This is a genomic window from Alcaligenes faecalis (genome assembly GCF_009497775.1).
Classification (GTDB): Bacteria; Pseudomonadota; Gammaproteobacteria; order Burkholderiales; family Burkholderiaceae_B; genus Alcaligenes; species Alcaligenes faecalis_D.
In genome coordinates this window covers 259,938-282,241 of the sequence record NZ_CP031012.1, presented here as the reverse complement: position 1 = coordinate 282,241, position 22,304 = coordinate 259,938, and the positions used below count along the sequence as shown (strand labels likewise).

The following is a 22,304-nucleotide window of genomic DNA, read 5'->3' as shown; positions in this document are numbered from 1 at the left end:
CCGGATTGTCATGAATACCTCTTCTGCATTCACCCTACCCAGCCCTCGCGATATGGTGGCGGAGTTGCGTACGCGCTTGCCACATTTCCCCCAGATACGCTGGGTAGACTCGACCGAATCAACCAACGCGGATTTGCTCGCCCTGGCTCGCCAGGAGTCCGGGCCGCGTGTGCGTCCCTGGTTACTGGGCGCTCATCTGCAAAGCCGGGGCCGTGGACGCGCCGGGCGCACCTGGGAAAACAGCATCGGTGCAAACCTGATGTTTTCCTGTGCCTTCGATATTTTTCTGCCTGCGCGGCAGTTGCCTACTCTTTCGCCACTGTCCGGTCTGGCAACGACGGAAGCGCTGCGCCAGTTTCTGGAACCAGCCGTGCGCAATCGTCTGGCCATGAAATGGCCCAATGACGTGCTGTGGGATCAGGCCAAGCTGTCCGGCATTCTGGTTGAAGCAACCCGCGCCAGCGCTGCGCCCAGCTCCAGTGACCATCATGTGGTGATTATTGGTATAGGCCTGAACCTGCGTGAGGCGGAAACCATCAGCCAGAACACGCAACGCGCCATTGCGGACTGGAGCAGCATTGCGGAACACTCCCAGCAAGCATCCCTGGCACGATGTTCGGACATTGTGGCCAAGGTTGCACAAAGCCTGTACCTGAGCCTGAATCACGTCACCGCCCACGGTTTTGCGGATCTGCCCACACGCTACGCGCAGGTTGATGCGCTGATTGGCCAGCAAGTCCATATCATCGATAACGGCCAGATCCTGCACACGGGCATCGTGACGGGCATCAATACCTCGGGGCAGTTATTGTTGCGCCACCCCGATGGATCCGAACGTGCGGTCACAGTGGGCGAAGTTTCCGTTCGCGCTCAACGCTGATCGCTATACTGCACTCTTTTTAGTTCTGACGACCCGGCATGACCCTGCTCATCGACTCTGGCAATACCCGTATCAAATTAGGGTGGTGTCATCCTTTAACCGGCGCGCGCGAAAGCCAGCCGGTTAGCGTGCATGCCGACCAATTGGATCAATTGGCGGTTTGGCTGGAAGCAGGCCAGGCCCCGCTGCAAGAATTTGCCAAGCAAAAAGGTGTGCAAGCGCTGGGGGTGAATGTGGCAGGGCCGCAGGTGCAAAAGCAGATTGATGCAGCCGTCAGCCGTCTGGGTTTGGGACCGATACGCTGGTTGCAGGCGCAAGAGCAGGCTTTTGGGCTGCACAACGATTATGAACAGGCAGGCCAACTGGGCGCAGACCGCTGGGCCTCTTTACTAGGCTTAAGCGATTTGCTGTCCCAGGAATACCCGGACGAGCAAGGCGCCTTGCTGATCAGCTTTGGTACGGCCACCACGATTGATCTGCTGGGACCTGCACAAAATGAAGTGCGTCACTTTCTGGGTGGGTCCATTCTGCCCGGCCCCAGCCTGATGCTGGCTTCACTCAAGCAAAATACGGCACAGCTGCCTGAAGCGCATGGGCAAACAGCGGCATTCCCGCGCAATACTCAAGCGGCTATCAGTACCGGGGTTGCAGCAGCGCAGGCTGGAGCCGTGTTGCGGCAGTGGGAGAAAGGCCGTCAGCATCTGGGACATTGCCCATTGGTCTTTTTGGCTGGCGGTGGCCGCGCACTGGCGCAACAAGAACTGTTAGAACAATTAAGTCATCATTGCCGCTTGCTCAATATAGAGATACCCCGCCTGCACGAGCTGGAAACGCCCGCTTTGCGGGGTCTGGCGCTGTTTGCAGCTCATTTGTAAGTCGATCCAGGCTCACAACCGCCCCTCTCACCTGCGCAATCCGGGTGACCCATGGATACGATTGGCATTAAAACGGATGAACTTAAACCCGCCTGCCCGTACAATCTTGGGTTGAACTGTATTTTTCAGGGCATCTGCGATGCGACTGCTTTTCATACTGATCCTGGTGGCCAACGTTGCCCTTCTAGCCTTTGGACAAGGCTTTTTTGGCACACCTCCCAGCGAACAAGGACGTGAGCCTCGGCAGTTTTCGCAGCGAAACCAGGACTCCATTCAGTTGGGAACACCCAGCCACCCAACACCTGCTGCCCCCTGATCTCGATTGACGACATTATGAAACCCATACGCAAAGCTGTTTTTCCCGTCGCTGGTCTAGGCACGCGTTTTCTGCCTGCCACCAAGGCCATGCCCAAGGAAATGTTGCCTATTGTCGACAAGCCGCTGATTCAGTATGCCGTCGAAGAAGCCATCGCTGCGGGTGCCACAGAACTGATCTTTATCACCGGCCGAAACAAGCGCGCCATCGAAGATCACTTTGACAGCATCCCGGAACTGGAGCACGAGCTGGAAGGCAAGAACAAGCTGGAATTGCTGGATGCCGTTCAAAACATCATTCCCAGCCATGTAAGCTGTATTTACACCCGCCAGCCACGCGCGCTGGGTCTGGGTCATGCCGTGCTGTGCGCTGCCCCCATCGTGGGCAACGAGCCCTTCCTGGTCCTGCTGGCCGACGACCTGATCGACGCCACCACGCCCGTGGCACGGCAGCTGGTTGAGGCTGCGCATCAATACAACGGAAGTATTGTCGCAACTCAAAATGTAAATAGAAATGAAACAAATAAATATGGAATTGTTTCGGGTAATTTAGTCGACTCAAAAGCAACTCGACTTAATGGAATTGTTGAAAAGCCCGCACCCGAAGTCGCCCCTTCTACACAAGCCGTTGTAGGCCGTTATGTATTGGAACCGGAAATCTTTGACCACCTGCGACGCACTCAAGCAGGGGTGGGTGGAGAGATTCAATTAACGGATGGAATTGCCAGTCTTTTGGAAAGTCGCGCGGTATATGCATATGAATATGAAGGCACGCGTTACGACTGTGGTAGCAAGTCCGGTTTCTTTCATGCTACGCTTGAATTTGGTCGTAAATACCACGGACTTTAACGAGGGGCGCAGAGGGGTCCGTTGCGATAACAAGCTTGGTTGTAATTGTTGATCAAACACTGCCTGAAAACCACGCAAAGGGTCGATTTAGCTTGACTTACAGGTTAAATACCCCCTACGATTGGCGGTGCAGGATTTCAAGTTCGTCGAAGTTTGTTCAATACGGTATTGTTTCTAATACTCATTGCCCTGATTTTTACATCTTGACAATCTTTTTTGAGCAGATTGCTCGTCATTTTTAGGGAATGCAGGAAATGCAAACAGAAACCGGTATCGTGAAATGGTTCAATAACGAAAAAGGCTACGGCTTTATCTCCCCCGACAACGGTGGCAAAGATCTTTTCGTTCACCATTCCGACATCTTGGGCACGGGCTTTAAATCCTTGGAAGAAAACCAACGCGTTTCGTACGTGTCGGCTGAAGGCCAAAAGGGTCCACAAGCTAAGAGCATCCAAAAACTGTAAATCGATCTCGATCAGTTTTTAGATCTCAAAAAAGCCCGCTTAATGCGGGCTTTTTTATTTAACTTGATTCAAATCAAGACAAGCTGTCCTCAAATCGCCACAAATTCCAAAACACGTAAAACTAAATACTTATTAGCTAATAAACAGCCACGTATTTAATCGCGAATTTGTGCCAATCCAGAAAGTACGCGTTGCACTGCGCCTTCATGCATTTGAACCCAATGCAAACCCGCGTCAGCCATCTTGTGATGGCGTGCTGGATCATCCACCAGCTCCACGGCCTGCTGCAACGCCAAGGCTGGCGTACCTGCCCGTATCGCGGCACCGGCGTGCATGGCATCTTGCATGGCCTGGGCGAAATTATGCGTATGCGGGCCCACAATCACAGGGACACCCACGGCGCAAGCCTCAATAAAATTCTGCCCGCCCAGAGGCTGGAAGCTGCCTGCCACAATGGCGACACGTGCCAGGCCGTAATACCAGTGCATTTCGCCTATTGTGTCGCCCAGCAACACATCCACTTCACGGCAGGCCTGGATAGCGCTGGTGCTGGTATCGCCCTGCTCCAGCAACTCGCTGCGCCGCACAGAGCGCAAACCTAGCTGATTCAAATAGTCAGCCGCTTCCTCAAAACGCTCGGGATGACGCGGAATCACGACAAACAGGACGGGGCTATGCAGCTCACTGCCATGCTCGCGTTCACGGCGCAGGTAATGGGCAATGGCATCAATAAAATCGACATGCTCAGTCTCGCGCGTACTGGCAATCACCACCACACGTCGGCCCAGGTCACTGGCAAAGCCACGGCCACGTGCAATCTTGTCCTGTGGCAAAACAACATCAAACTTCAGATTCCCGGACACACGCACGCCTTGTGCGCCCGCCAGCTCCAGACGCTGCGCATCAGCCAGACTTTGTGCGTAGATCAGCTTGAAGGAACGGTAGGCTTCTCGCATGACCGAGCCTGCTTTCAGGCTAGTGCGCAGTGCGCTTTCCGAGAACCGGGCACTGGCCAACATCATGGGAACACCTTGTCGGCGTGCCGCAGCCAGCAGATTGGGCCACACCTCGCGTTCGATCAGCACCCCGGCACAGGGACGGTAATGGGCAAAAAAACGTCGTACCGAGCCGGGAAAGTCGTAAGGCAGCCATTGTTGCAGCAATTGCCCACTGGCAATTTCAGCCGCAAATGCATTCGCCCCTTCTGTACGGCCCGTGACAGTCATATGCGTCAGCAAAACCGTCTCACCCTGATCCAACAAGGCACGAATCAAAGGTTGAGCCGCGCGCGTTTCACCCAGGCTGACCGCATGCACCCACACAGGCGCTTTCCTGGGCGCAGGCAGGGAACCATAAAAACCAAAGCGAGGGCCCGATAACACCTGCCATTCACCACCCGCTCGACGGGCACGCAAGCCCATCCAGGCCATCAAGGCTGGAGCCAGAATGCGAATAGAGGCGGTATAGAAGAATCGGTTCACCCGCTTGGCCTCGGCATGAAATCAGCAGCAGCGAAGCCACGCTCGACGCTACCAGGAAGACAGATAGAAAACGGTGCCAGGCAGACAAAGGGCCTGCACCCAGGCGGGGCGGCAGGCCCCTTAGCATCGCGTATTGTAAGCACAAAGCCGGCTGACAAAAAACGAATTGGCTATCCGACCCGAACTAGTCTTTTGGCGAGTCCAGCAAGGCCGCTTCCGGCACGGCCGTCCGCCCCAGTGCCTGATCGATGGCACAGAGCACGGTTTCCGCCGACGGAGGATGGCCACGCTCGCCCAGGCTGGCGGTGTAGGCAGAACCTTCCAGAGGAGTACGTACCGGGGTCGAGGCTTTATAGATACCAATAGTGGGACGGCCCAAACCGGCTGACAAATGCGTCAGACCACTATCCAGCCCCACCATGACTTGCGCCCCGGCCAATTGCAGAGCGATGGACGTCAAATCCATTCGAGGCATTACCTGAGCCTGACTGCGGCCGGCGATCAGCGCCTCGGCACGTGCGGACTCGGCAGGACTGCCTGCCAACAAGCGCAGTGCCATCCCTTCACCTTGCAGACGATCAAAGACCTGTTGCCAGTTCTCCGGCTCCCAGAGCTTATCGTCGCGGCTGGCCGAAGGCATGATGATGGCGTAAGGATCTTCATCCTTGGGCGCTTGCGCGGCCAAGCCTTGCAAACCAAAATCGGGATCGCCTTCAAACTGATAGCCAAAGGCGGCTGCGGCCAGGCTGCGCTGACGGAAAACAGCAGGCTGCCAGAAACCAACGCGATGACGCACGTCGTAAAACAGCGAGGCCAGCGGTTCACGCGCCGACTTCCAGTCCAGCCCATGACGACGACCTTTAGTCTGCCGCACCAGCCAGATGGATTTCATCAGCGCCTGCATATCCAGCACCACATCGTATTGGCGCGATTGCAGCTGCTCGCGCAAGGCGGCGCGCTCCTGACGTGTCTGGGCAGACCACCATTGTTTGCGCCAGCGCCGATGCGCCACCGGGATCACTTCATTTACTGCCGGATGCCAGCCCGGAATCTGAGCAAAGCTCTCTTCTACGAGCCAATCAATTTGTGCACCGGGCACATGGCGTGCAATGTCCGAGATTGCTGGCAGCATATGCACCAGATCTCCCAAAGAGGACGTACGCACAATCAGTATCTTGCAAGTCATGGGCGAATTATAGTGGTGGCCGCGTCCAATCAAACAAAGATGCAGAAAAATATCCGCTAGCTCTACTTATGCCCGCCAATTGCCATCAGGCATAATAAGACTGCCTATTTTCTGGACCGGAAACATGATTGATCTCAAACAGATCGAAGCCTTTGTATGGGTTGCCGAGCTTGGCGGTTTCCGGGCAGCTGCCGAAAAACTCAACACGACTCAACCGTCTATTTCTCAACGCATTGCCGGACTGGAATCCAGTCTGGAGCTGCGCTTGTTTGATCGGGGTGCCCGGGGCATCAAACTGACCGACAAAGGCCAGGAGTTGTTGTCGCACGCGCAGCGCATGCTGGATTTGCGCACCGAAATGCTGCGCGCGGCCAAAGAGCAGAACGCCATCCGCGGCCTGCTGCGTCTGGGCGTGGCTGAAACCATTGTGCAGACCTGGCTGCACGAGCTGATCGACAAGCTGCATCAGGAATACCCGGCTCTGGTCATCGAGATCCATGTCGACACCACCAGCGTGCTGCGCCAGCAACTGGCCAGCTTCCAGATTGATATGGCCATGATTGTGGGCGTAGGCCAGGACCCCAAAGAACAATGCATTCGACTGTGCGCTTATCAATTAGGCTGGGTCGCCAGCCCCGAATTGAAGCTGCATGGCCGCAAAGTCAGCGTTTCCGAGCTAGGGGTTTACCCTGTAATCACCTATCCCTCCGGTAGCGTTCCCTACCTCGCCACACGCGAAGCCCTGCTGCGTGCCGGCGTCAAATCTCCACGTATTTTTGGCAGCGCATCGCTAAGCACAATCGTGCAAATGACACGTCATGCCATGGGCCCCAGCGTGCTGGCTCCCGAGGTCATAAAAGACGAGCTTTCCGAGGGAAAACTGCGCCTTTTGAAGGTGGATCAGCCCCTGCCGGCCATCGAATTTTTTGCCTGCTGGATGGATTCGCCGGACAGTCATATTGCTCGCGTCGTGGCCAATCACGCCCAGGAAATCGCCCAACAATACGTGCAGTCCGATAAGTAATCGTTATGGCCTAGGATTCAAACATACGATTGGACACAAATTATCTGATCGGTTGCAATCCGAGGCTGTGATCAACCCCCTTTGTGCGAGTGGTCATCATGAACCTGCAAACCCTGCCTGTACTGGCGCCCGAGGCCGAAACGTGCCGCGAGCAGATCCGTCAAGAAATCCACACTGGTCCCACTGCGGGACTGGCGGCAGGCTATGTGCAGGCCAACCTGATGATTCTGCCCAAGGACTGGGCCGATGAGTTCCTGCTGTTTTGTCAGCGCAACCCCAAACCCTGCCCTTTATTGGCCGTGACGGAACCCGGTCAGTTTCAGGTGCCAACCTTGGGTGGCTCGATTGATCTGCGCACGGATTTCCCTCGTTACCGTGTCTGGCAGAATGGCGAGCTCAGCGCTGAGCCCCTGAACATTGAGCAAGTCTGGCGTGATGATCTGGTGTCCTTTCTGATTGGCTGCTCCTTCTCCTTTGAAGAAGCGCTGCTGGCCGACGGAATTGATGTACGCCATATCAGTGCGGGCGTGAATGTGCCCATGTATCGCAGCTCGATCCAAACCCAGGGCACACAGCGCCTGTCCGGCCCCCTGGTGGTATCGATGCGCCCCATGCGTGCTGCCGATGCCATCCGCGCCATTCAGATCACCTCGCGCTTTCCGTCCGTGCACGGTGCCCCAGTTCATATTGGCGACCCGTCCCTGATTGGAATCAGCGACCTGCAACAACCCGACTATGGCGATGCCGTGCCAGTCGGCCCCGACGAACTACCCGTTTTCTGGGCTTGCGGCGTCACCCCTCAAGCCGTCGCCGCCCAGGCCAAGCCGCAGTTTTGTATCACGCATGCCCCTGGCCATATGTTGATTACGGACCTGCCCAACACACGGCTGGCCGCGCTTTAAGCAAGTTTTGACCGGCCCAAAAACCGGTCGCCCCTTTGGTTTCAATATGCAGCTCCCTGACAACAAGGGAGCGCACTCTATCAACCATACAGCTGGACCGCTATTAGGAGCACCTTATGAAAAAAATCGTACTGACCTCCCTGGCTTTAGGCTCGCTGGCCCTGGGCTCTGCCGCCATGGCCCAGGAACTGCCCAAGACTTCCCTGAAAGTTGTCGGTGGCTTGAGCAACCTGACCGCCTACCAGAACACAGAGCAGCCCTTCTGGGCCAAGAAAGTGCCTGAGCTGTCCGGTGGCCAGATCACCGCTGATATCAAGGGCTTTAACGACATGGGCCTGAAAGGTCCTGAAATCATGCGCTTGATCGGTCAAGGCGTGATTCCTTTTGGTACAGCAACGCTGGCCTACTTCGCCAGCGACAACTCCATCAACGAAGCCATCGACCTGGCTGGCCTGGCTCCCGATATCGAAGTGGCCAAGAAGCTGACCGACGCCTTCACTCCTGCTTACGAAGCGTTCTACGCCAAGAACAACGTCAAGGTACTAGGTTTCTCCACCTACCCTGCCCAGGTTCTGTTTTGCAACGGCAACTTCAACGGCCTGAGCGATCTGAAAGGCAAGAAAGTGCGTACCAGCAGCCGTACACAGGCTGAATTCGTTCAGGCTCTGGGCGGCAACAGCGTAACCATCCCATTTGGTGAAGTGGTTCCTGCTCTGCAAAACGGTGTGGTCGATTGCGCCATTACCGGTTCCATGTCCGGCTACTCGGCCAAGTGGTACGAAGTCAGCTCCAAGCTGTACGAAATGCCGATCAACTGGAACCAGCAGATTCACGCTGCCAACCTGGGCACCTGGAACAAGCTGGACCCCAAAGTTCAGGAATTCCTGGCCAGCAACATCAAGGCCATGACCGAAGAAATCTGGGTTGCCGCTGCCAAGGAAACGCAGGAAGGCTATGACTGCAACACCGGCGCCGACGCTTGCACCCAGCCTCTGAAAGGCAAGATGACTCTGGTCAAACCTACCGATGCTGACCGCGAACTGCTGAAGAAAGTCATGAGCGAAACCGTGGTGCCCAAGTGGGCCGAGCGTAGCTCCGCTGACACTGTGGCGGCCTTTAACACCAGCCTGAGCCCGATCCTGGGCTTTGAAGCCAAGAAGTAATCTGACTTGATGTCACTGCCAACTGACGCTACCCCTCGCGTCAGTTGGTGGCCCAGCACCTGGGCCCACCCTGTCTCCAGGGCCTACTCGTCCATTTATAAGCTCCCTGAACCCTATACGGGTTAGACGCCATGGAAAATACCGAAAAATTCGCCATGCTCAACCGCCTGCTGGCTGGTGCTACCAATCTGTCGCGCTACGCCATCTGGTTTGCTGGCAGCCTGACCTTGATCAGCGCTCTCTACATCACGGCCGATGTGCTGTTTCGCAAATTCACCGGACGCTCGCTAGGCGGCTCCGATGAATTGTCTGGCTATGCCTTTGCCATCAGCATCTCCTGGGCCTTGTCCTTTGCCACCTTGCAACGCGCCAATATCCGTATCGACGCCATTTACCAGCATCTGCCCGTGCGCCTTGCCGCCCTGCTGGACTGGATTGCCCTGGTCGCACTTTCGGTCTTTATTGTGTATCTGACCCTGTATGCCACCAGCGTGGCCGACATCTCCTGGACCAACCAGTCCACGGCGAACACAGCAATGGGCACTCCCCTGTGGATTCCCCAGTTTCTGTGGGTCGCAGGCCTGATCTGGCTGTGTGTCGTCCTGGCACTGATGCTGCTGCGCTCCAGCCTGGCCCTGATCACGGGTGACCTGAACGCCATCCAGAACCTGTGCGGCATTCGCAGCACCCAGGAAGAAGCCCTTGAAGAAGCCGAGGCCGGCCAACGCATGGTCCACGGAGACACCAAATGATTAGTACTGCACTGACTCTCCTGCTCGTTCTGATCGGACTGAGCATTCCCGTGGGCGCTGCCCTGGGTGTTTTGGGCCTGATTCTGGACCCGCTGTATTCCATGCTGCCCCTGACCGGCGCATTGGGCGAAATTTCCTGGGGCACCAGCAACGAATTCCTGCTGGTGGCCATTCCCCTGTTCATCATGCTGGGCGAGATTCTGCTGCGCTCGGGCATGGCTGAACGCATGTACAACGCCATGAGCCTGTGGCTGTCCTGGCTGCCCGGCGGCCTGATGCACGCCAACATTGGTGCCAGCGCCCTGTTTGCCGCCACCTCCGGTTCCAGCGTGGCCACTGCCGCCACCGTGGGCACCGTGGCCCTGCCACAAATCAAGAAACAAGGCTATAACGAGCCTCTGTTCCTGGGTAGCCTGGCCGCTGGCGGTACCTTGGGCATTCTGATTCCGCCTTCGATCAACCTGGTGATCTACGGTGTACTGACCAATACTTCTGTGCCCAAGCTGTACCTGGCCGGCATCATCCCCGGTTTGGGCATGGCCTTGCTGTTCATGTTGGCAATTGCTGCTGCATGTATGGTCAAACCCAAATGGGGCGGTGCGAAGATCAAGGCCTCCTGGGGCCAGCGTTTTGCCAGCCTGGTGCACCTGGTTCCACCACTGGGTATTTTCCTGCTGGTCGTGGGCTCGATTTACGCCGGTGTTGCCACCCCGACCGAGGCTGCTGCCCTGGGTGTGGTCGGTGCTCTGATTCTGGCTGCCTTCTCGGGCCGTATGAGCTGGAACATGATCAAGGAAGTGCTGGAAGGCACCATGAAAGCCACCGCCATGATCATGCTGATCGTGATCGGTTCGGCCTTCCTGAACTTTGTCATGTCCGCCACTGGCCTGACCAATGCGCTGACCGACGCCATCACGGGCCTGGGTGTCTCGCCCATGGTCATGCTGATGATCATCGTGGTGTTCTACCTGGTGCTGGGCTGCTTCATGGAAACCCTGTCCATGATGATCACCACCATCCCTATCGTGGCTCCCATCATGATCGCCCTGGGCTTTGATCCGGTGTGGCTGGGTATTGCCATCATCATTCTGGTGGAAGTGGCGCTGATCACTCCGCCTGTTGGTCTGAACCTGTTTGTGGTCCAGAGCCTGCGCAAGAGCGGCAGCATGAATGACGTCATGATGGGCAGCCTGCCCTTTGTGATCATGCTGCTGGCCATGGTGGGCCTGCTGGCTATCTTCCCGGATCTGGCTTTGTGGCTGCCACGCCTGTTCGGTTAATCCCAATCTGTCTTTGAGTAAACGAGTACTGCTATGCGTTTGACCTTTGAACTGGCCCAGGCCACCCACACTGAAATCATCGAAGCTGATTTGCAGCACTGCATCGTGGCCGGCTGGGCTGGCCGCGATCTGGCTGCCATCGAGCACCACATTGAAGAGCTGGCCGAACTGGGCGTACCGCGCCCTAGCTCGGTGCCTTTGTACTACCGCATCGCCGCCAACCAGATGATCCAGGATGCCGACATCCAGGTCGTGGGCTCCGGTTCGTCCGGCGAGACCGAAGTGTTTGTGTTCAACCACCAGGGTCGCCTGCTGGTCAGCCTGGCCTCGGACCACACGGACCGCGTACTGGAAGCCCACAGCGTGGCCCTGTCCAAGCAGATCTGCGCCAAGCCCGTTGCCCGCGAAGCCTGGTTGTTCAGCGACGTGACCGACTACTGGGACGAGCTGATCATCCGCGCCTACATTCAGGAAGACGGCAAGGAAGTCCTGTACCAGGACGGTCCCTTGTCCACCCTGAAGAATCCGCTGGAACTGATCGAAGGCTACTTCCAGTCCACCACCATGCCTGAAGGCTTTGGCATGACCTGCGGTACGGTCGGTGCCATCGGTGGCATTCGTCCTGCTACCCAGTTCACCATGGAACTGTATGACCCCCGCCGCGAACGCAGCATCCGTCATACCTACGTAACCGAAATCCTGCCTGAAGTAGCCTAAACTGGCCCAGCCCGCCCCACCCATTTATTTTGCGAGTGACCCATGCTAGCGACTATTACCGAATTGCAACGTGCTCTTGATCGTGGCGAAACCACCTCGGTCGAACTGACTCAGCAAGCCCTGGACCGTATCCAGGACGAAAGCCGTGACGGCGCTGCCACGTTCATCGAAGTGTTTGCTGAACAGGCTCTGGCCGCCGCCAAAGCCTCCGACATTTTGCGCGCTGCCGGTTTAAGCCGCTCGCTGGTTGAAGGTCTGCCCATGTCGGTCAAGAACCTGCATGACATCGCGGGCTGCATCACTCTGGGTGGGTCGGCTGTACTGAAAGACGCCGAACCGGCCGAACAGAACGCCACCATTGTGGAGCGCCTGCTGCGCGCCGGTGCCATTCTGATCGGCTCCACCAATATGACCGAGTTTGCCTTCTCCGGTCTGGGCATCAACCCCCACTACGGTACGCCTCGTTCCGTTTGGGACCGTGACAATGCCCGCATCCCGGGTGGTTCGTCCTCCGGCGCCGGTGTCGCGGTTGCCCAGGGCATGTCGGTTTTCTCCATTGGTACCGACACGGGCGGCTCCATCCGTATTCCTTCGGCCTTTAACGGCCTGACCGGCTTCAAACCCACCGCCGAGCGCGTTCCCAGCGAAGGCACCATGCCTTTGTCGCGCAGCCTGGACTCCAATGGCCCTCTGGCTGCCTCGGTAGAGTGTTGCGCCATTGTGGACTCCATCCTGACCGACCAGCCTTATGTGCCCGTGGCAACGCCTGCCCTGGACACCTTGCGTCTGGCCGTGCCCAAGACCTTTGTGTTTGACGGCATTGATGAAACCGTGCGTGCTGCCTTTGACCGCGCTATCGCCCTGCTGCGTGAGCAAGGCGCTGTAGTCGAAGAAATCAATTTGCCCGAATTTGACCAACTGCCACAGATCAACCGCAAAGGCGGCTTTGTCTGCGCCGAAGCCTGGTCCGTGCACCGCGACACCCTGCAAAGCAAGGGCGAGCAATACGACCCACGCGTAGCCTCCCGCATCCTGCGCGGCAAGGACATCGACTGCGCCGACTACATCGAACTGCAAGACACACGCCAGGCCTGGATCAGCGCTGTGGAAAGCCGTCTGGAACGCTACGACGCCGTCCTGATGCCTACCGTGCCTGTGGTCGCTCCTCGCATTGCCGACCTGAAAGAATCGGACGACGTCTACTTCGCCACCAACGGCCTGGTATTGCGTAACCCCACCCTGATCAACTTCCTGGACGGCTGCGCCCTGTCGCTGCCTTGCCATGCGGCTGATGAAGCCCCTGTGGGCCTGATGGTGGCCGCACCTGCCTACCACGACGAACACCTCCTGGCAGTAGGTTCAGCAATCGAACGGGTATTGCCCCTGCGCAAACGCTAATCCGGTAAGATTTACGTTCGATCCAGGACGGCCATCCGGCCGTCCTTGTGCTTTTCGTCAGGAGCCTGTCATGAGCACATCCCAACCCTCCTCCTTGCCCCAGACCATGACACCGGCGGTCTTTCCATTGGCGGGGGTGCTCATTCTGATTCTGTCTTCCTGGGCCCTGTCGGGTCTGGATGCCAGCGGCAAATGGATTATGGGCTTTGGCGTGCCACTGCTGGTGATGTGCTGGTTTCGCTACGTCGTCCACCTGGGGCTGGTGCTGGCGCTGGTATTGCCGGTCAAGGGCCGCAAGATCCTGCGCAGCTCCCGCCCCAAAGCACAAATTCTGCGTGGCACAGTGATGATGCTGTCCACCTTTTCGTTTTTCAACGCCTTGAGCTATCTGCCTCAAGCCGAAGCTACCTCCATCAACTTTCTGGCGCCTTTGCTGGTGCTATCCGTTGCTCCCTGGATTCTGAAGGAACCGCCGCGCATCAGCCGCTGGGTGGCTGCCGGAGTCGGCTTTCTGGGCGTGCTGATCATCATCCGGCCTACTGCTGGCCTGCACCCAATAGGGGTGCTGTTTGGTTTGATGACCGCCTGTCTGTTCGCCACGCAATTTATCGCAACACGTCGCGTGGCCGTGGACAATTCGCTGACCACCCTGATCTGGAGCGGTGCAGTCGGCAGTATCTGCCTGACCATTGCCCTGCCCTTTTTGCTGCCCGCCGCCCTGCCTGCCCTGAAAGAGCTGAGCTTTTTCCAATGGTTAATTCTGATTTCGACCGGACTGTGGGGTTGTCTGGGCCATCTGCTGCAAATCCAGGCCTATCAACGCGCCTCGGCGTCTTTGCTGGCCCCATTTGTGTATCTGCAAATTGTGGCCGCAGCCGCACTGGGGTGGCTGATCTGGGGTCAGTTCCCGGATGTCTTTACCTGGATCGGGATTGCCGTGGTGTGTACCAGCGGCATTGTGATTGGGACTCTGGAGTGGCGGCGCCAGAGCAGAGCTGGCGCCTGACCCCTGCAGAACTTAGCGAGACTGCCAGCCCTGCACAAAGACGGCGACGGGCTGACGCTTGGAACCGGCTTTTTGCAGCTCCAGCAAACGCAACACACCTTCACCGCAAGCCACATCAATACCTTGGGCACTGACGTTCAGTACCTGGCCGGGTTCCGCAGAATGCTTCTGCTCTACTGCCTGAGCGCGCCAAACCTTCACGGGCTGCTCCAAACCGGGCAGGGACAGGGTAGAGCCAGGCACCGGGTCAAACGCGCGAATACGGCGCTCCAGTTCCTTGGCCGGCTGGCTTAAATCCAGCACTGACTCCGCCTTGGACAGTTTCTCAGCGTAGGTCACGCCTTCTTCTGGCTGAGGAGTCGCTTGCAAGGTGCCATCACGCACTTGCTGCAAGGCTTCCAGCAAGGCCTGTGCCCCCAGCTGCGCCAAATCGTCATGCAAGGTTGCGGCACTGTGATCATCACGAATCGCCAGCTCGCTGCGCACCAGCATATCGCCGGTATCCAGGCCTTCATCCATCTGCATGATGGTAATGCCCGTGGCCGCATCACCCGCCTGAATCGCACGCTGAATCGGTGCCGCACCGCGCCAACGAGGCAAGAGACTGGCGTGAATATTGAAGCAACCGTAGCGCGGCAGCTCCAAAGTCCACTTGGGCAAAATCAGGCCGTAGGCGGCCACCACCATCAGATCCGGCTGTAAATCCAGCAAGGTCTGGCGGGCCTGAGCTGCTTCCTCGGGATACTTGCCATCCAAACGCAAGCTATGCGGCTGCAGCACCGGGATATTGGCGTTCACAGCGGCTTGCTTGACCGGGCTGGGACTAAGCTTCATGCCACGGCCAGCCGGACGGTCTGGCTGCGTCATGACCAAAGGAACATCAAAGCCCTGCGCTAACAGGGCCTCTAGGGCGATACGGGCAAAATCCGGGGTGCCGGCAAAAACAATACGCATGGCGACTATTGCCCTGCCTTCAATGCTTCACGCTGCTGCTTGCGCAGACGGCTGCGGATACGCTCACGCTTGAGCACGGACAGGTACTCCACAAACACCTTGCCATCCAAGTGGTCCAGTTCATGCTGAACACACACGGCCAGCAGGCCATCGGCTTCTTTCTCGTACCACTCGCCTTTTTCGTTCTGAGCCTTGAAGCGAATACTGGCGGCGCGCTCCACCTTGTCGTAGGTATCAGGGACAGACAGGCAGCCTTCTTCGTAGACCTTCAGCTCTTCGCTTTTCCAGGTGATTTCCGGGTTGATCAGCACCAGCAATTCATTGCCGCTTTCCGATACGTCAATGACCACCACGCGCTCGTGCACGTCAACCTGCGTCGCGGCCAGTCCTACGCCGGGCGCGTCATACATGGTCTCGGCCATATCCTTGACCAGTTTGCGAATACGGTCGTCGACCTCCTGCACAGGTTTGGCCACCGTGTGCAGACGTGGGTCAGGAAATTTAAGGATAGGAAGCAAAGCCATTGTCATGTCCGAAGAAAAAGCGATAAGTCGATATAATAAAACAAGTTTCAGGGCGGCACCCGATTGCCCCGGCACCACACGAAGCCCTAGCAAAAAAACGGTCTTCACCCTGGATAAAACAGTCCAGGCCAAACAGAACAATTATCGGTTTCGTGCCACACTACCTTATGTCTCATTATTTTAGCTCGGGTGAAACCTCGGATGAAATCTCGGAAGAATTGCGTGCCTGGTTGCGCCTGTCGCTAGAGCCAGAACTTGCGCCCGCCCAGGCCCGGCAATTGCTGGCTGCCTGCGGGCTGCCGCCGCAAATCTATCAAAGCTCAGTTCAAACCCTGTCACGCCATATTCCAAGCGAACTGGCTGTGCAGCTAAGCCAGGAACCGCTGGACGAGTTGCAAGCACAGATTGAACAAGCGGTGGAATGGCTCAAGCAGCCCAATCACCATGTCGTGACGCTGGCCGACCCCACCTATCCCGCCTCCTTGCTGGACCTGCACGATGCACCTCTGCTGCTCTATGCCAATGGCGATCTGGGTGTCTTGCAGCGCAAAGGGCTGGCTATCGTGGGGGCACGCAATGCCACCCAATCCGGCCAGGAAACCGCAACGGATTTTGCCGCTACCCTGGCATCCAGAGGATGGTGCATCATCAGCGGTCTGGCCAGCGGCATCGACCAGGCCGCGCACAAAGGGGCCTTGAAAGCTGGTCCACAATCCTCAGGCACAATTGCCGTGATGGGAACGGGGCTGGACCTGGTCTACCCGGCGGCACACCGCGATCTGGCTCATCAAATCAGCGCTCACGGTCTCTTGCTTAGCGAGTTTCCTTTGGGCACCCGCGCCATGCCCCACCACTTTCCACGCCGTAACCGCATTGTGGCGGCTCTGGCTAAAGGCGTATTGGTGGTAGAAGCCGCAAAACAAAGCGGGTCCCTGATCACGGCCCGGCTGGCCGGAGAGCTAGGCCGAGAAGTTTTTGCCATTCCCGGCTCCATTCACTCCCCCCTGGCTCGCGGCTGCCATGCCTTGATACGCCAGGGTGCCAAGCTGGTGGAAAGCGCCCAGGACATTCTGGATGAGCTGGGCAATGTGCAAAGCGACTTCAATCTGGATGCCACTCCCCAGACTGGGGCAAAACCCAACCCCTATGAGGCCTTGCCCGAGGAGTTGCGCCCTATTCTGGAGCGTATCGACTTTGCGCCGCTCAGCCCCGAACAGCTGATGCGGCGTACAGGGCTGCTCGCAACCGAGTTGCCTGCTGTCCTGGCTGAACTGGAGCTGGCAGGCTGCATAGAGCCTCTGGCAGATGGGCGATTCCAACGCATCAAGCCCTAGGACCCGACAGGACCACACTGCAGCATGGTCTACTCATTTGCATCGAAACCCCGGCCACGCCGCCTGCTTATAGGGCTGTTCCTAGGGGGCCAGCCCTGGCCTTCAAGAGGTATCATGACGAATACGTAAAGGCCTCCAGGCCCAGCCCCTTACCTTCAGGAAACTTCATGTCATACCCATCGCGCGTCAAGATTGTGGAGGTCGGCCCTCGGGACGGCTTGCAGAACGAAAAAGAATTCATCCCCACCGATATCAAAGTCGAACTGGTCAATCGCCTGTCCAACGCCGGTTTTGTGAACGTGGAAGCCGCTTCCTTTGTCTCGCCCAAATGGGTGCCACAAATGGCGGACGGTGCCGAGTTGATGGCCGCCATCGAGCGCCGCCCCGGCACGATTTATTCTGCCCTGACGCCCAATATGCGTGGTTTTGAAGGTGCCTTAGCCGCCAAGGCTGACGAAGTAGTGATCTTCGCCGCCGCCAGCGAAGCGTTTTCCCAGCGCAATATCAATTGCAGCATCGAAGAGTCACTGGAGCGCTTTGCCCCCGTTGCCCAGGCCGCCAAAGAAGCCGGTTTGCGTCTGCGCGGTTCCATCAGCTGTTCTTTCGGTTGTCCCTATGAGGGCGCGGTGGCTCCGTCCAATGTACTGAAAGTAGGCAAGCGCCTGATCGATCTGGGCTGTGACGAGATCGACGTAGCCGACACCATCGGCGTAGGCACGGCCCGTCAGGTCTACGAGGTCATGCGCATGGTCACCGAGCACATTGACCCCATTCATGTGTCCGGCCACTTCCACGACACCTACGGCCAAGCCATCGCCAATATCGTGGCCTCCATGCAGGCTGGCATTCATATTTTCCACAGTTCTGTGGCCGGTCTAGGCGGCTGCCCCTACGCCAAGGGCGCTACCGGCAACGTCGCCACCGAAGACGTGCTGTTCCTGATGCAAGGCCTGGATATTGAAACCGGCATTGATCTGAACGCCGTGGTGGACACGGGCCAGTGGATTTCGGCTCATCTGAAGCGCAAATCGGCCAGCAATGCCGGTAACGCCCTGGCAGCCCGCAAGCAAGGGGCCGCCGCGTGCTGATGAGCCAGGCCCCCTCGAAAGAGGAAATTGACGACCTGTTGAAGGATCTGGGTTCGCTTCCCATTCAAGGCCGTTCCTGGCCCAAATGGGTGGCGGCCAGCGCCTGGATTGTGCTGGCCCTGATCGGCGTGCGTTTCGCGCTGGTGGCCAGCTCCCCACAAGGCGCCGCCATCAGCCCCGTACTGGCGGGCTGTCTGGTCCTGCTGTTTACCGGCCTGATTCTGATTGCCTGGCATATGTGGCATGGCGTCACCACCATTGACCAGAACGGTATACGCCAAAGCTGGGTCATGAAGCGGCAGGTAGAGTGGCAAGACATCCACTTTGCCAAATTTGTGCCGCTGTTCAACTCCAAGCGCCTGATCTGCTTTACCCGGCGTGGCCGCCCTGTAATTTTTCAAGGTGCCACGCAAGACCTGCAAGTGGCCTTTGCCAAGATTTCCCTGGTGTTGCGGCGCAAGAGCTAAGTCTCCAAGCTTGTCCCGTACCATTTGCGTATTGGGGCAAGCAATCCTGAGCCTCTCCCATCCGAAAACCGTGTGCTGCAGTTAGGCAGACCATGTATCGCCGTGCTCCAACACACAGCGATACATACACCAACGGCTCAGGGCAGCCCACATCGCGAAGGACAAAAAGCACATCAAGGTCATCACCCCCAGACCTAGCAGTCAATAAAAAAGCAGCTCTCAAAGAGAGCTGCTTTTTGCATATCGCAAATCCCGAAAGAATTAACGAATAGGCAGACCGTAGATCAGGCCACCGTCGATCCACAAGGCGTTCAGGCCACGTTCGATTTGCAACGGGCTACCTTTACCCACGTTGCGCTCGAAGGACTCACCGTAGTTACCAACTTGCTTGATGATGTTGTAAGCCCATTTTTCGTCCAGGCCCAGGTTTTTACCGGCACCGGGAGTCACGCCCAGCAAACGCTGGATATTGGGGTTGTTGCTCTTGAGCTTCTCGTCCACGTTGGCAGCGGTCACACCCAGCTCTTCGGCGTTGAAGCTGGCCTGAATGGACCATTTCACAATGTTCAGCCAGGCATCATCACCCTGACGGACGAATGGGCCCAGCGGCTCTTTGGAAATGATTTCAGGCAGCACCAGGTAGTCGTCCGGGTTCTCCATTTTGGAGATACGGATCGACGCCAGACCGGAAGCGTCGGTAGAGAACACATCACAGCGGCCAGCCACGAAAGCGTTAACCACTTCGTTGAACTGCTCGATCACTACAGGCTTGTATTCAACCTTGTTAGCACGCGCCCAGTCAGCCATGGTGTTTTCGTTAGACGTGCCAGTCTGCATACAAACCGTCGCACCGTTCAATTCCTTGGCGCTGGATACGCCCAGTTTCTTGGACACCAAAAAGCCCTGACCGTCGTAGAAGTTGATACCGGCGTGGATCGCACCGACAGCGGTGTCACGCTGCTGAGTCACGGTGGTGTTACGAGCCAACAGATCAATCTCACCGGACTGCAGAGCCGTAAAGCGCTGCTGCGAGTTCAAGGGCACCGCCTTGAATTTGCTGGCGTCGCCCAGGGTGGCGGCGGCTACCGAGCGACACACGTCGATATCCAGCCCCGTCCACGTGCCCTTGTCATCAGGGGCAGAAAAACCGGCAAAGCCGGTGGTCACACCACACAGCACGTGACCGCGCTGTTTGACATTGTCCAGGGTGGCGGCCTGGGCAGCAGGCAGGCTGGCCATCAAGGCCAAAACTACGGCAGAAACGGGCACAAAGCGCATCGGGCTCTCCTCAGAAGGTATAGGTATTGACTATTTTCCAGCATAGTACCGCAGCCCGACTGCTACTTGTGTGCATATCTACATGGCTAATTAATCGTAGCTGCGTTGGTCCTCGATGACTTTACCATCCCGAGGCAAGGCACCTGGCTCTACAAATTCCACCTGTGCACGCAGTTTGGTGATTTCACGGATCGAGTCGGCCAAGGCACTTTCCAGACCTTCGGGCTTGGAGGTGACTTCCACCTGAAACACCATCTGGTCCTGCCCACTGGCACCACGCACCACCAGACGAGCCTGACCCAGTTCCTTGTGACGCAGACGAATCTGCTCCACCTGCCCCGGATGCACAAACATGCCGCGCACCTTGGTCGTCTGGTCAGCACGCCCCATCCAGCCGCGAATGCGCTGGTTGGTACGACCGCAAGGAGACTGACCGGGCATGATGGCGGACAAATCGCCCGTGCCAAAACGCACTAGCGGATAGTCGGGATTAAAGGAGGTCACGACCACCTCACCCACTTCGCCCGGCGCAACCGGCTGGCCTGTGCCGGGACGCACAATCTCCAGAATCAGGTTTTCATTGAGCACCAAGCCTTCGCGGGCCTGGGTTTCATAGGCAATCATGCCCAGATCAGCGCTGCCATAGGCCTGGTAGCCTGCCACGCCGTGCTCGCTGAACCACTTTTGCAATGAAGGCGGATAGGCTTCGCCGGAGAACAAGGCCTTGCTCAGCCCTGGCAGAGCAATCTGCATGGACTGGGCTTTTTCCATGATGATCTTCAGGAAACTGGGGGTGCCGGTGTAGCCATGCGGGCGCAAATCAGCCATGGCCTGCACTTGCTGTTCGGTTTGTCCCACGCCACCTGGAAATACCGTGCAATCCAGGGCATGTGCGGCGGTTTCCATCATGGAGCCAGCCGGGGTGAAATGGTAGGAGAAGCAGTTGAAAATCAGTTCTTCGCGGCGGAAACCGGCGGCGTACAGCGCACGCGCAAAGCCCCAATAATCCGGGCGACGGCTTTCTGGCTCGTACATAGGGCCGGGCGAGGCAAACACTTTGCGCGCCGCACCCCAGGCAATGGAGGAAAAGCCCCCGAATACGGACTGCGCGTAATCAGCCGATGGCCCGCCCGAGCGAGCCTGTTCGCGCGCTTGCAACTGAGCTTTCAGCAGCTCGCTTTTACGAAACACCGGAATGGCCAGCAGGTCCTCGCGGCTGCGCACAGCAGCCAGATCCACCGAATCCAGCTGCTTGGCAATCGCGGGGGCCCCTTTCGCGGCCGCTTGCAAGACCTGCGGCAAACGGGACATCAAATCGGCTTCGCGCTCCTCCGGCTCCAGGGTTTCGCGCTCGTCGTAATATTCGCTCATCTCTCCTCCAGTGGGATGAATTGGCATTCAAACACTCCCGCGCCCAGCCGACGTTCTGTCCGCACACAGACAGGTGTCGATACCAAGCTCTGCTACCACACCCCGTGTAGCCAGAAGCTGCCCAAAACTAAAAGTGTCAAAGGGGGTCAGGGGTGGCGGAGTTACGCCAACCAGCGCTTGCGCCGTCGATAAAATTTATTGTCGCGAAAGCTCTTGCGCTCGCCCCCGGACACACCCAGATAGAACTCCTTGACGTCTTCGTTCTCGGCCAAGGCCTGGGAGGGTCCATCCATCATCACTCGGCCGTTTTCCAGGATGTAGCCGTAGTCGGCATACTTCAGGGCCACGTTGGTGTTTTGCTCGGCCAGCAAGAAGCTGACGCGCTCGCGCTGATTCAGGTCACGCACGATTTCGAAAATCTCTTCCACCACCTGCGGTGCCAGCCCCATGGAAGGCTCGTCCAGCAAAATCATGCCCGGATCGGCCATCAAGGCACGGCCAATGGCACACATTTGCTGCTCCCCGCCCGAGGTATAGCCGGCCTGACTGGTACGGCGCTGCTTCAGACGTGGAAAATACTGGTACACCTTGTCCAGCTCGGCGCTTAAATCGCCGCGTGACAGGGAGCGGGTATAAGCCCCGGTCAGCAAGTTTTCTTCAATGCTCAGGTGCGCAAAACAGTGGCGCCCTTCCATCACCTGCACTACGCCGCGCTTGACCAGATCAGCCGGAGTCAGTTGATCAATACGTTCGCCACGCAGATGGATCTGGCCTTTGGTCACATCGCCGCGCTCGGCGCGCAGCAAGTTCGATACGGCCCGCAAGGTCGTGGTTTTACCGGCACCGTTGGCGCCCAGCAAGGCAACAATCCGCCCTTCCGGCACACGCAAGGACACGCCCTTGAGCACCAGAATGACGTGGTTGTAAATCACTTCGATGCCATTGACGTCCAACAGAGCGGGCGTCTCATCCACTTGGCCTACGGTCTCACTCATA

General features: G+C 57.6%; 22 protein-coding genes. 15 read left to right on the top strand and 7 right to left on the bottom strand.

Features of this window, described 5'->3' with window-relative positions; translation table 11 throughout:
- Positions 1-10: 10 nt before the first annotated feature.
- The 4 genes from DUD43_RS01265 to DUD43_RS01250 all read left to right on the top strand — a co-directional run bounded on the left by DUD43_RS01265 (position 11) and on the right by DUD43_RS01250 (position 3,383).
- On the top strand, positions 11-880 hold the full coding sequence (locus tag DUD43_RS01265) for a biotin--[acetyl-CoA-carboxylase] ligase (protein ID WP_153228817.1): 870 nt from the start codon (positions 11-13) through the stop codon (positions 878-880).
- 38 nt (positions 881-918) lie between these two features.
- Positions 919-1,755 (top strand): type III pantothenate kinase, encoded by an 837-nt coding sequence (locus tag DUD43_RS01260; RefSeq protein WP_153228816.1) that lies wholly within the window; start codon positions 919-921, stop codon positions 1,753-1,755.
- Positions 1,756-2,088: 333 nt separating this feature from the next.
- Positions 2,089-2,919 carry a UTP--glucose-1-phosphate uridylyltransferase GalU gene (galU, locus tag DUD43_RS01255; protein WP_153228815.1) on the top strand — a complete coding sequence of 277 codons (831 nt, stop codon included), beginning with the start codon at positions 2,089-2,091 and terminating at the stop codon, positions 2,917-2,919.
- A gap of 254 nt (positions 2,920-3,173) precedes the next feature.
- On the top strand, positions 3,174-3,383 hold the full coding sequence (locus DUD43_RS01250; protein WP_026483779.1) for a cold-shock protein: 210 nt from the start codon (positions 3,174-3,176) through the stop codon (positions 3,381-3,383).
- A gap of 155 nt (positions 3,384-3,538) precedes the next feature.
- On the opposite strand, the gene DUD43_RS01245 is transcribed toward DUD43_RS01250, so the two are convergent.
- Together DUD43_RS01245 and waaC are read right to left on the bottom strand one after the other, a co-directional pair.
- Positions 3,539-4,864, bottom strand: coding sequence for a 3-deoxy-D-manno-octulosonic acid transferase (locus DUD43_RS01245; protein WP_153228814.1), 1,326 nt, complete (start codon positions 4,862-4,864; stop codon positions 3,539-3,541).
- Between the two features lie 184 nt (positions 4,865-5,048).
- Positions 5,049-6,050 (bottom strand): lipopolysaccharide heptosyltransferase I, encoded by a 1,002-nt coding sequence (gene waaC, locus DUD43_RS01240; RefSeq protein ID WP_153228813.1) that lies wholly within the window; start codon positions 6,048-6,050, stop codon positions 5,049-5,051.
- Between the two features lie 124 nt (positions 6,051-6,174).
- Here waaC and DUD43_RS01235 point away from each other — a divergent pair, with 124 nt between their 5' ends.
- From DUD43_RS01235 to DUD43_RS01200, 8 genes are all read left to right on the top strand, one after another.
- Entirely contained in the window at positions 6,175-7,074 is a 900-nt protein-coding gene (locus DUD43_RS01235; RefSeq protein ID WP_009460118.1) for a LysR family transcriptional regulator, read from the top strand.
- Positions 7,075-7,172: 98 nt separating this feature from the next.
- Positions 7,173-7,976 (top strand): putative hydro-lyase, encoded by an 804-nt coding sequence (locus DUD43_RS01230; protein WP_153228812.1) that lies wholly within the window; start codon positions 7,173-7,175, stop codon positions 7,974-7,976.
- A gap of 116 nt (positions 7,977-8,092) precedes the next feature.
- The gene (locus tag DUD43_RS01225; RefSeq protein WP_153228811.1) at positions 8,093-9,139 is read left to right on the top strand and encodes a TRAP transporter substrate-binding protein; all 1,047 of its coding nucleotides are present in this window, start codon (positions 8,093-8,095) and stop codon (positions 9,137-9,139) included.
- Positions 9,140-9,270: 131 nt separating this feature from the next.
- Positions 9,271-9,891, top strand: a complete 621-nt coding sequence (locus DUD43_RS01220; protein ID WP_153228810.1) for a TRAP transporter small permease subunit — start codon at positions 9,271-9,273, stop codon at positions 9,889-9,891.
- The gene (locus DUD43_RS01215; protein ID WP_026483786.1) at positions 9,888-11,171 is read left to right on the top strand and encodes a TRAP transporter large permease; all 1,284 of its coding nucleotides are present in this window, start codon (positions 9,888-9,890) and stop codon (positions 11,169-11,171) included. Before DUD43_RS01220 ends, DUD43_RS01215 begins: the two co-directional genes overlap by 4 nt.
- A gap of 33 nt (positions 11,172-11,204) precedes the next feature.
- Positions 11,205-11,888, top strand: a complete 684-nt coding sequence (locus DUD43_RS01210) for a DUF2848 domain-containing protein (protein WP_153228809.1) — start codon at positions 11,205-11,207, stop codon at positions 11,886-11,888.
- 42 nt (positions 11,889-11,930) lie between these two features.
- Positions 11,931-13,286 (top strand): amidase, encoded by a 1,356-nt coding sequence (locus tag DUD43_RS01205; protein ID WP_035268539.1) that lies wholly within the window; start codon positions 11,931-11,933, stop codon positions 13,284-13,286.
- Positions 13,287-13,356: 70 nt separating this feature from the next.
- Entirely contained in the window at positions 13,357-14,292 is a 936-nt protein-coding gene (locus DUD43_RS01200; protein ID WP_153228808.1) for a DMT family transporter, read from the top strand.
- 12 nt (positions 14,293-14,304) lie between these two features.
- Here the strand turns inward: DUD43_RS01200 and fmt are convergent, their stop codons facing one another.
- Positions 14,305-15,246, bottom strand: coding sequence for a methionyl-tRNA formyltransferase (gene fmt / locus DUD43_RS01195; RefSeq protein WP_086069849.1), 942 nt, complete (start codon positions 15,244-15,246; stop codon positions 14,305-14,307).
- A 5-nt stretch (positions 15,247-15,251) separates the two neighbouring features.
- Positions 15,252-15,770, bottom strand: coding sequence for a peptide deformylase (def, locus tag DUD43_RS01190; RefSeq protein WP_026483790.1), 519 nt, complete (start codon positions 15,768-15,770; stop codon positions 15,252-15,254).
- Between the two features lie 167 nt (positions 15,771-15,937).
- On the opposite strand from def, the gene dprA reads away from it, so the two are divergent.
- The 3 genes from dprA (at position 15,938) to DUD43_RS01175 (ending at position 18,659) form a co-directional block, all read left to right on the top strand.
- Entirely contained in the window at positions 15,938-17,104 is a 1,167-nt protein-coding gene (gene dprA / locus DUD43_RS01185) for a DNA-processing protein DprA (protein WP_153228807.1), read from the top strand.
- A gap of 167 nt (positions 17,105-17,271) precedes the next feature.
- Positions 17,272-18,192: a hydroxymethylglutaryl-CoA lyase gene (locus DUD43_RS01180; protein ID WP_153228806.1), complete on the top strand. Its 921-nt coding sequence runs from the start codon at positions 17,272-17,274 to the stop codon at positions 18,190-18,192.
- A complete protein-coding gene (locus DUD43_RS01175) occupies positions 18,192-18,659 on the top strand; it encodes a hypothetical protein (protein ID WP_153228805.1) in 468 nt (155 codons plus the stop codon). The genes DUD43_RS01180 and DUD43_RS01175 overlap by 1 nt, the downstream gene beginning before the upstream one ends.
- Before the next feature lie 261 nt (positions 18,660-18,920).
- Here DUD43_RS01175 and DUD43_RS01170 read toward each other — a convergent pair whose 3' ends face one another.
- The 3 genes from DUD43_RS01170 to DUD43_RS01160 form a co-directional block, all read right to left on the bottom strand.
- On the bottom strand, positions 18,921-19,937 hold the full coding sequence (locus DUD43_RS01170; protein ID WP_153228804.1) for an amino acid ABC transporter substrate-binding protein: 1,017 nt from the start codon (positions 19,935-19,937) through the stop codon (positions 18,921-18,923).
- 90 nt (positions 19,938-20,027) lie between these two features.
- Entirely contained in the window at positions 20,028-21,308 is a 1,281-nt protein-coding gene (locus DUD43_RS01165) for a phenylacetate--CoA ligase family protein (RefSeq protein WP_153228803.1), read from the bottom strand.
- 161 nt (positions 21,309-21,469) lie between these two features.
- Positions 21,470-22,303: an ABC transporter ATP-binding protein gene (locus tag DUD43_RS01160; protein ID WP_153228802.1), complete on the bottom strand. Its 834-nt coding sequence runs from the start codon at positions 22,301-22,303 to the stop codon at positions 21,470-21,472.
- Between the last annotated feature and the right edge of the window lies 1 nt (position 22,304).

What these genes read in the sequence shown, in the direction of transcription:
- DUD43_RS01265 (WP_153228817.1), top strand. Translation starts at nt 11, where the DNA reads ATGAATACCTCTTCTGCATTCACCCTACCCAGCCCTCGCGATATGGTG.
- DUD43_RS01260 (WP_153228816.1), top strand. Translation starts at nt 919, where the DNA reads ATGACCCTGCTCATCGACTCTGGCAATACCCGTATCAAATTAGGGTGG.
- galU (WP_153228815.1), top strand. Translation starts at nt 2,089, where the DNA reads ATGAAACCCATACGCAAAGCTGTTTTTCCCGTCGCTGGTCTAGGCACG.
- DUD43_RS01250 (WP_026483779.1), top strand. Translation starts at nt 3,174, where the DNA reads ATGCAAACAGAAACCGGTATCGTGAAATGGTTCAATAACGAAAAAGGC.
- waaC (WP_153228813.1), bottom strand. Translation starts at nt 6,050, where the DNA reads ATGACTTGCAAGATACTGATTGTGCGTACGTCCTCTTTGGGAGATCTG.
- DUD43_RS01235 (WP_009460118.1), top strand. Translation starts at nt 6,175, where the DNA reads ATGATTGATCTCAAACAGATCGAAGCCTTTGTATGGGTTGCCGAGCTT.
- DUD43_RS01230 (WP_153228812.1), top strand. Translation starts at nt 7,173, where the DNA reads ATGAACCTGCAAACCCTGCCTGTACTGGCGCCCGAGGCCGAAACGTGC.
- DUD43_RS01225 (WP_153228811.1), top strand. Translation starts at nt 8,093, where the DNA reads ATGAAAAAAATCGTACTGACCTCCCTGGCTTTAGGCTCGCTGGCCCTG.
- DUD43_RS01220 (WP_153228810.1), top strand. Translation starts at nt 9,271, where the DNA reads ATGGAAAATACCGAAAAATTCGCCATGCTCAACCGCCTGCTGGCTGGT.
- DUD43_RS01215 (WP_026483786.1), top strand. Translation starts at nt 9,888, where the DNA reads ATGATTAGTACTGCACTGACTCTCCTGCTCGTTCTGATCGGACTGAGC.
- DUD43_RS01210 (WP_153228809.1), top strand. Translation starts at nt 11,205, where the DNA reads ATGCGTTTGACCTTTGAACTGGCCCAGGCCACCCACACTGAAATCATC.
- DUD43_RS01205 (WP_035268539.1), top strand. Translation starts at nt 11,931, where the DNA reads ATGCTAGCGACTATTACCGAATTGCAACGTGCTCTTGATCGTGGCGAA.
- DUD43_RS01200 (WP_153228808.1), top strand. Translation starts at nt 13,357, where the DNA reads ATGAGCACATCCCAACCCTCCTCCTTGCCCCAGACCATGACACCGGCG.
- fmt (WP_086069849.1), bottom strand. Translation starts at nt 15,246, where the DNA reads ATGCGTATTGTTTTTGCCGGCACCCCGGATTTTGCCCGTATCGCCCTA.
- def (WP_026483790.1), bottom strand. Translation starts at nt 15,770, where the DNA reads ATGGCTTTGCTTCCTATCCTTAAATTTCCTGACCCACGTCTGCACACG.
- dprA (WP_153228807.1), top strand. Translation starts at nt 15,938, where the DNA reads ATGTCTCATTATTTTAGCTCGGGTGAAACCTCGGATGAAATCTCGGAA.
- DUD43_RS01180 (WP_153228806.1), top strand. Translation starts at nt 17,272, where the DNA reads ATGTCATACCCATCGCGCGTCAAGATTGTGGAGGTCGGCCCTCGGGAC.
- DUD43_RS01175 (WP_153228805.1), top strand. Translation starts at nt 18,192, where the DNA reads ATGAGCCAGGCCCCCTCGAAAGAGGAAATTGACGACCTGTTGAAGGAT.
- DUD43_RS01170 (WP_153228804.1), bottom strand. Translation starts at nt 19,937, where the DNA reads ATGCGCTTTGTGCCCGTTTCTGCCGTAGTTTTGGCCTTGATGGCCAGC.
- DUD43_RS01165 (WP_153228803.1), bottom strand. Translation starts at nt 21,308, where the DNA reads ATGAGCGAATATTACGACGAGCGCGAAACCCTGGAGCCGGAGGAGCGC.
- DUD43_RS01160 (WP_153228802.1), bottom strand. Translation starts at nt 22,303, where the DNA reads ATGAGTGAGACCGTAGGCCAAGTGGATGAGACGCCCGCTCTGTTGGAC.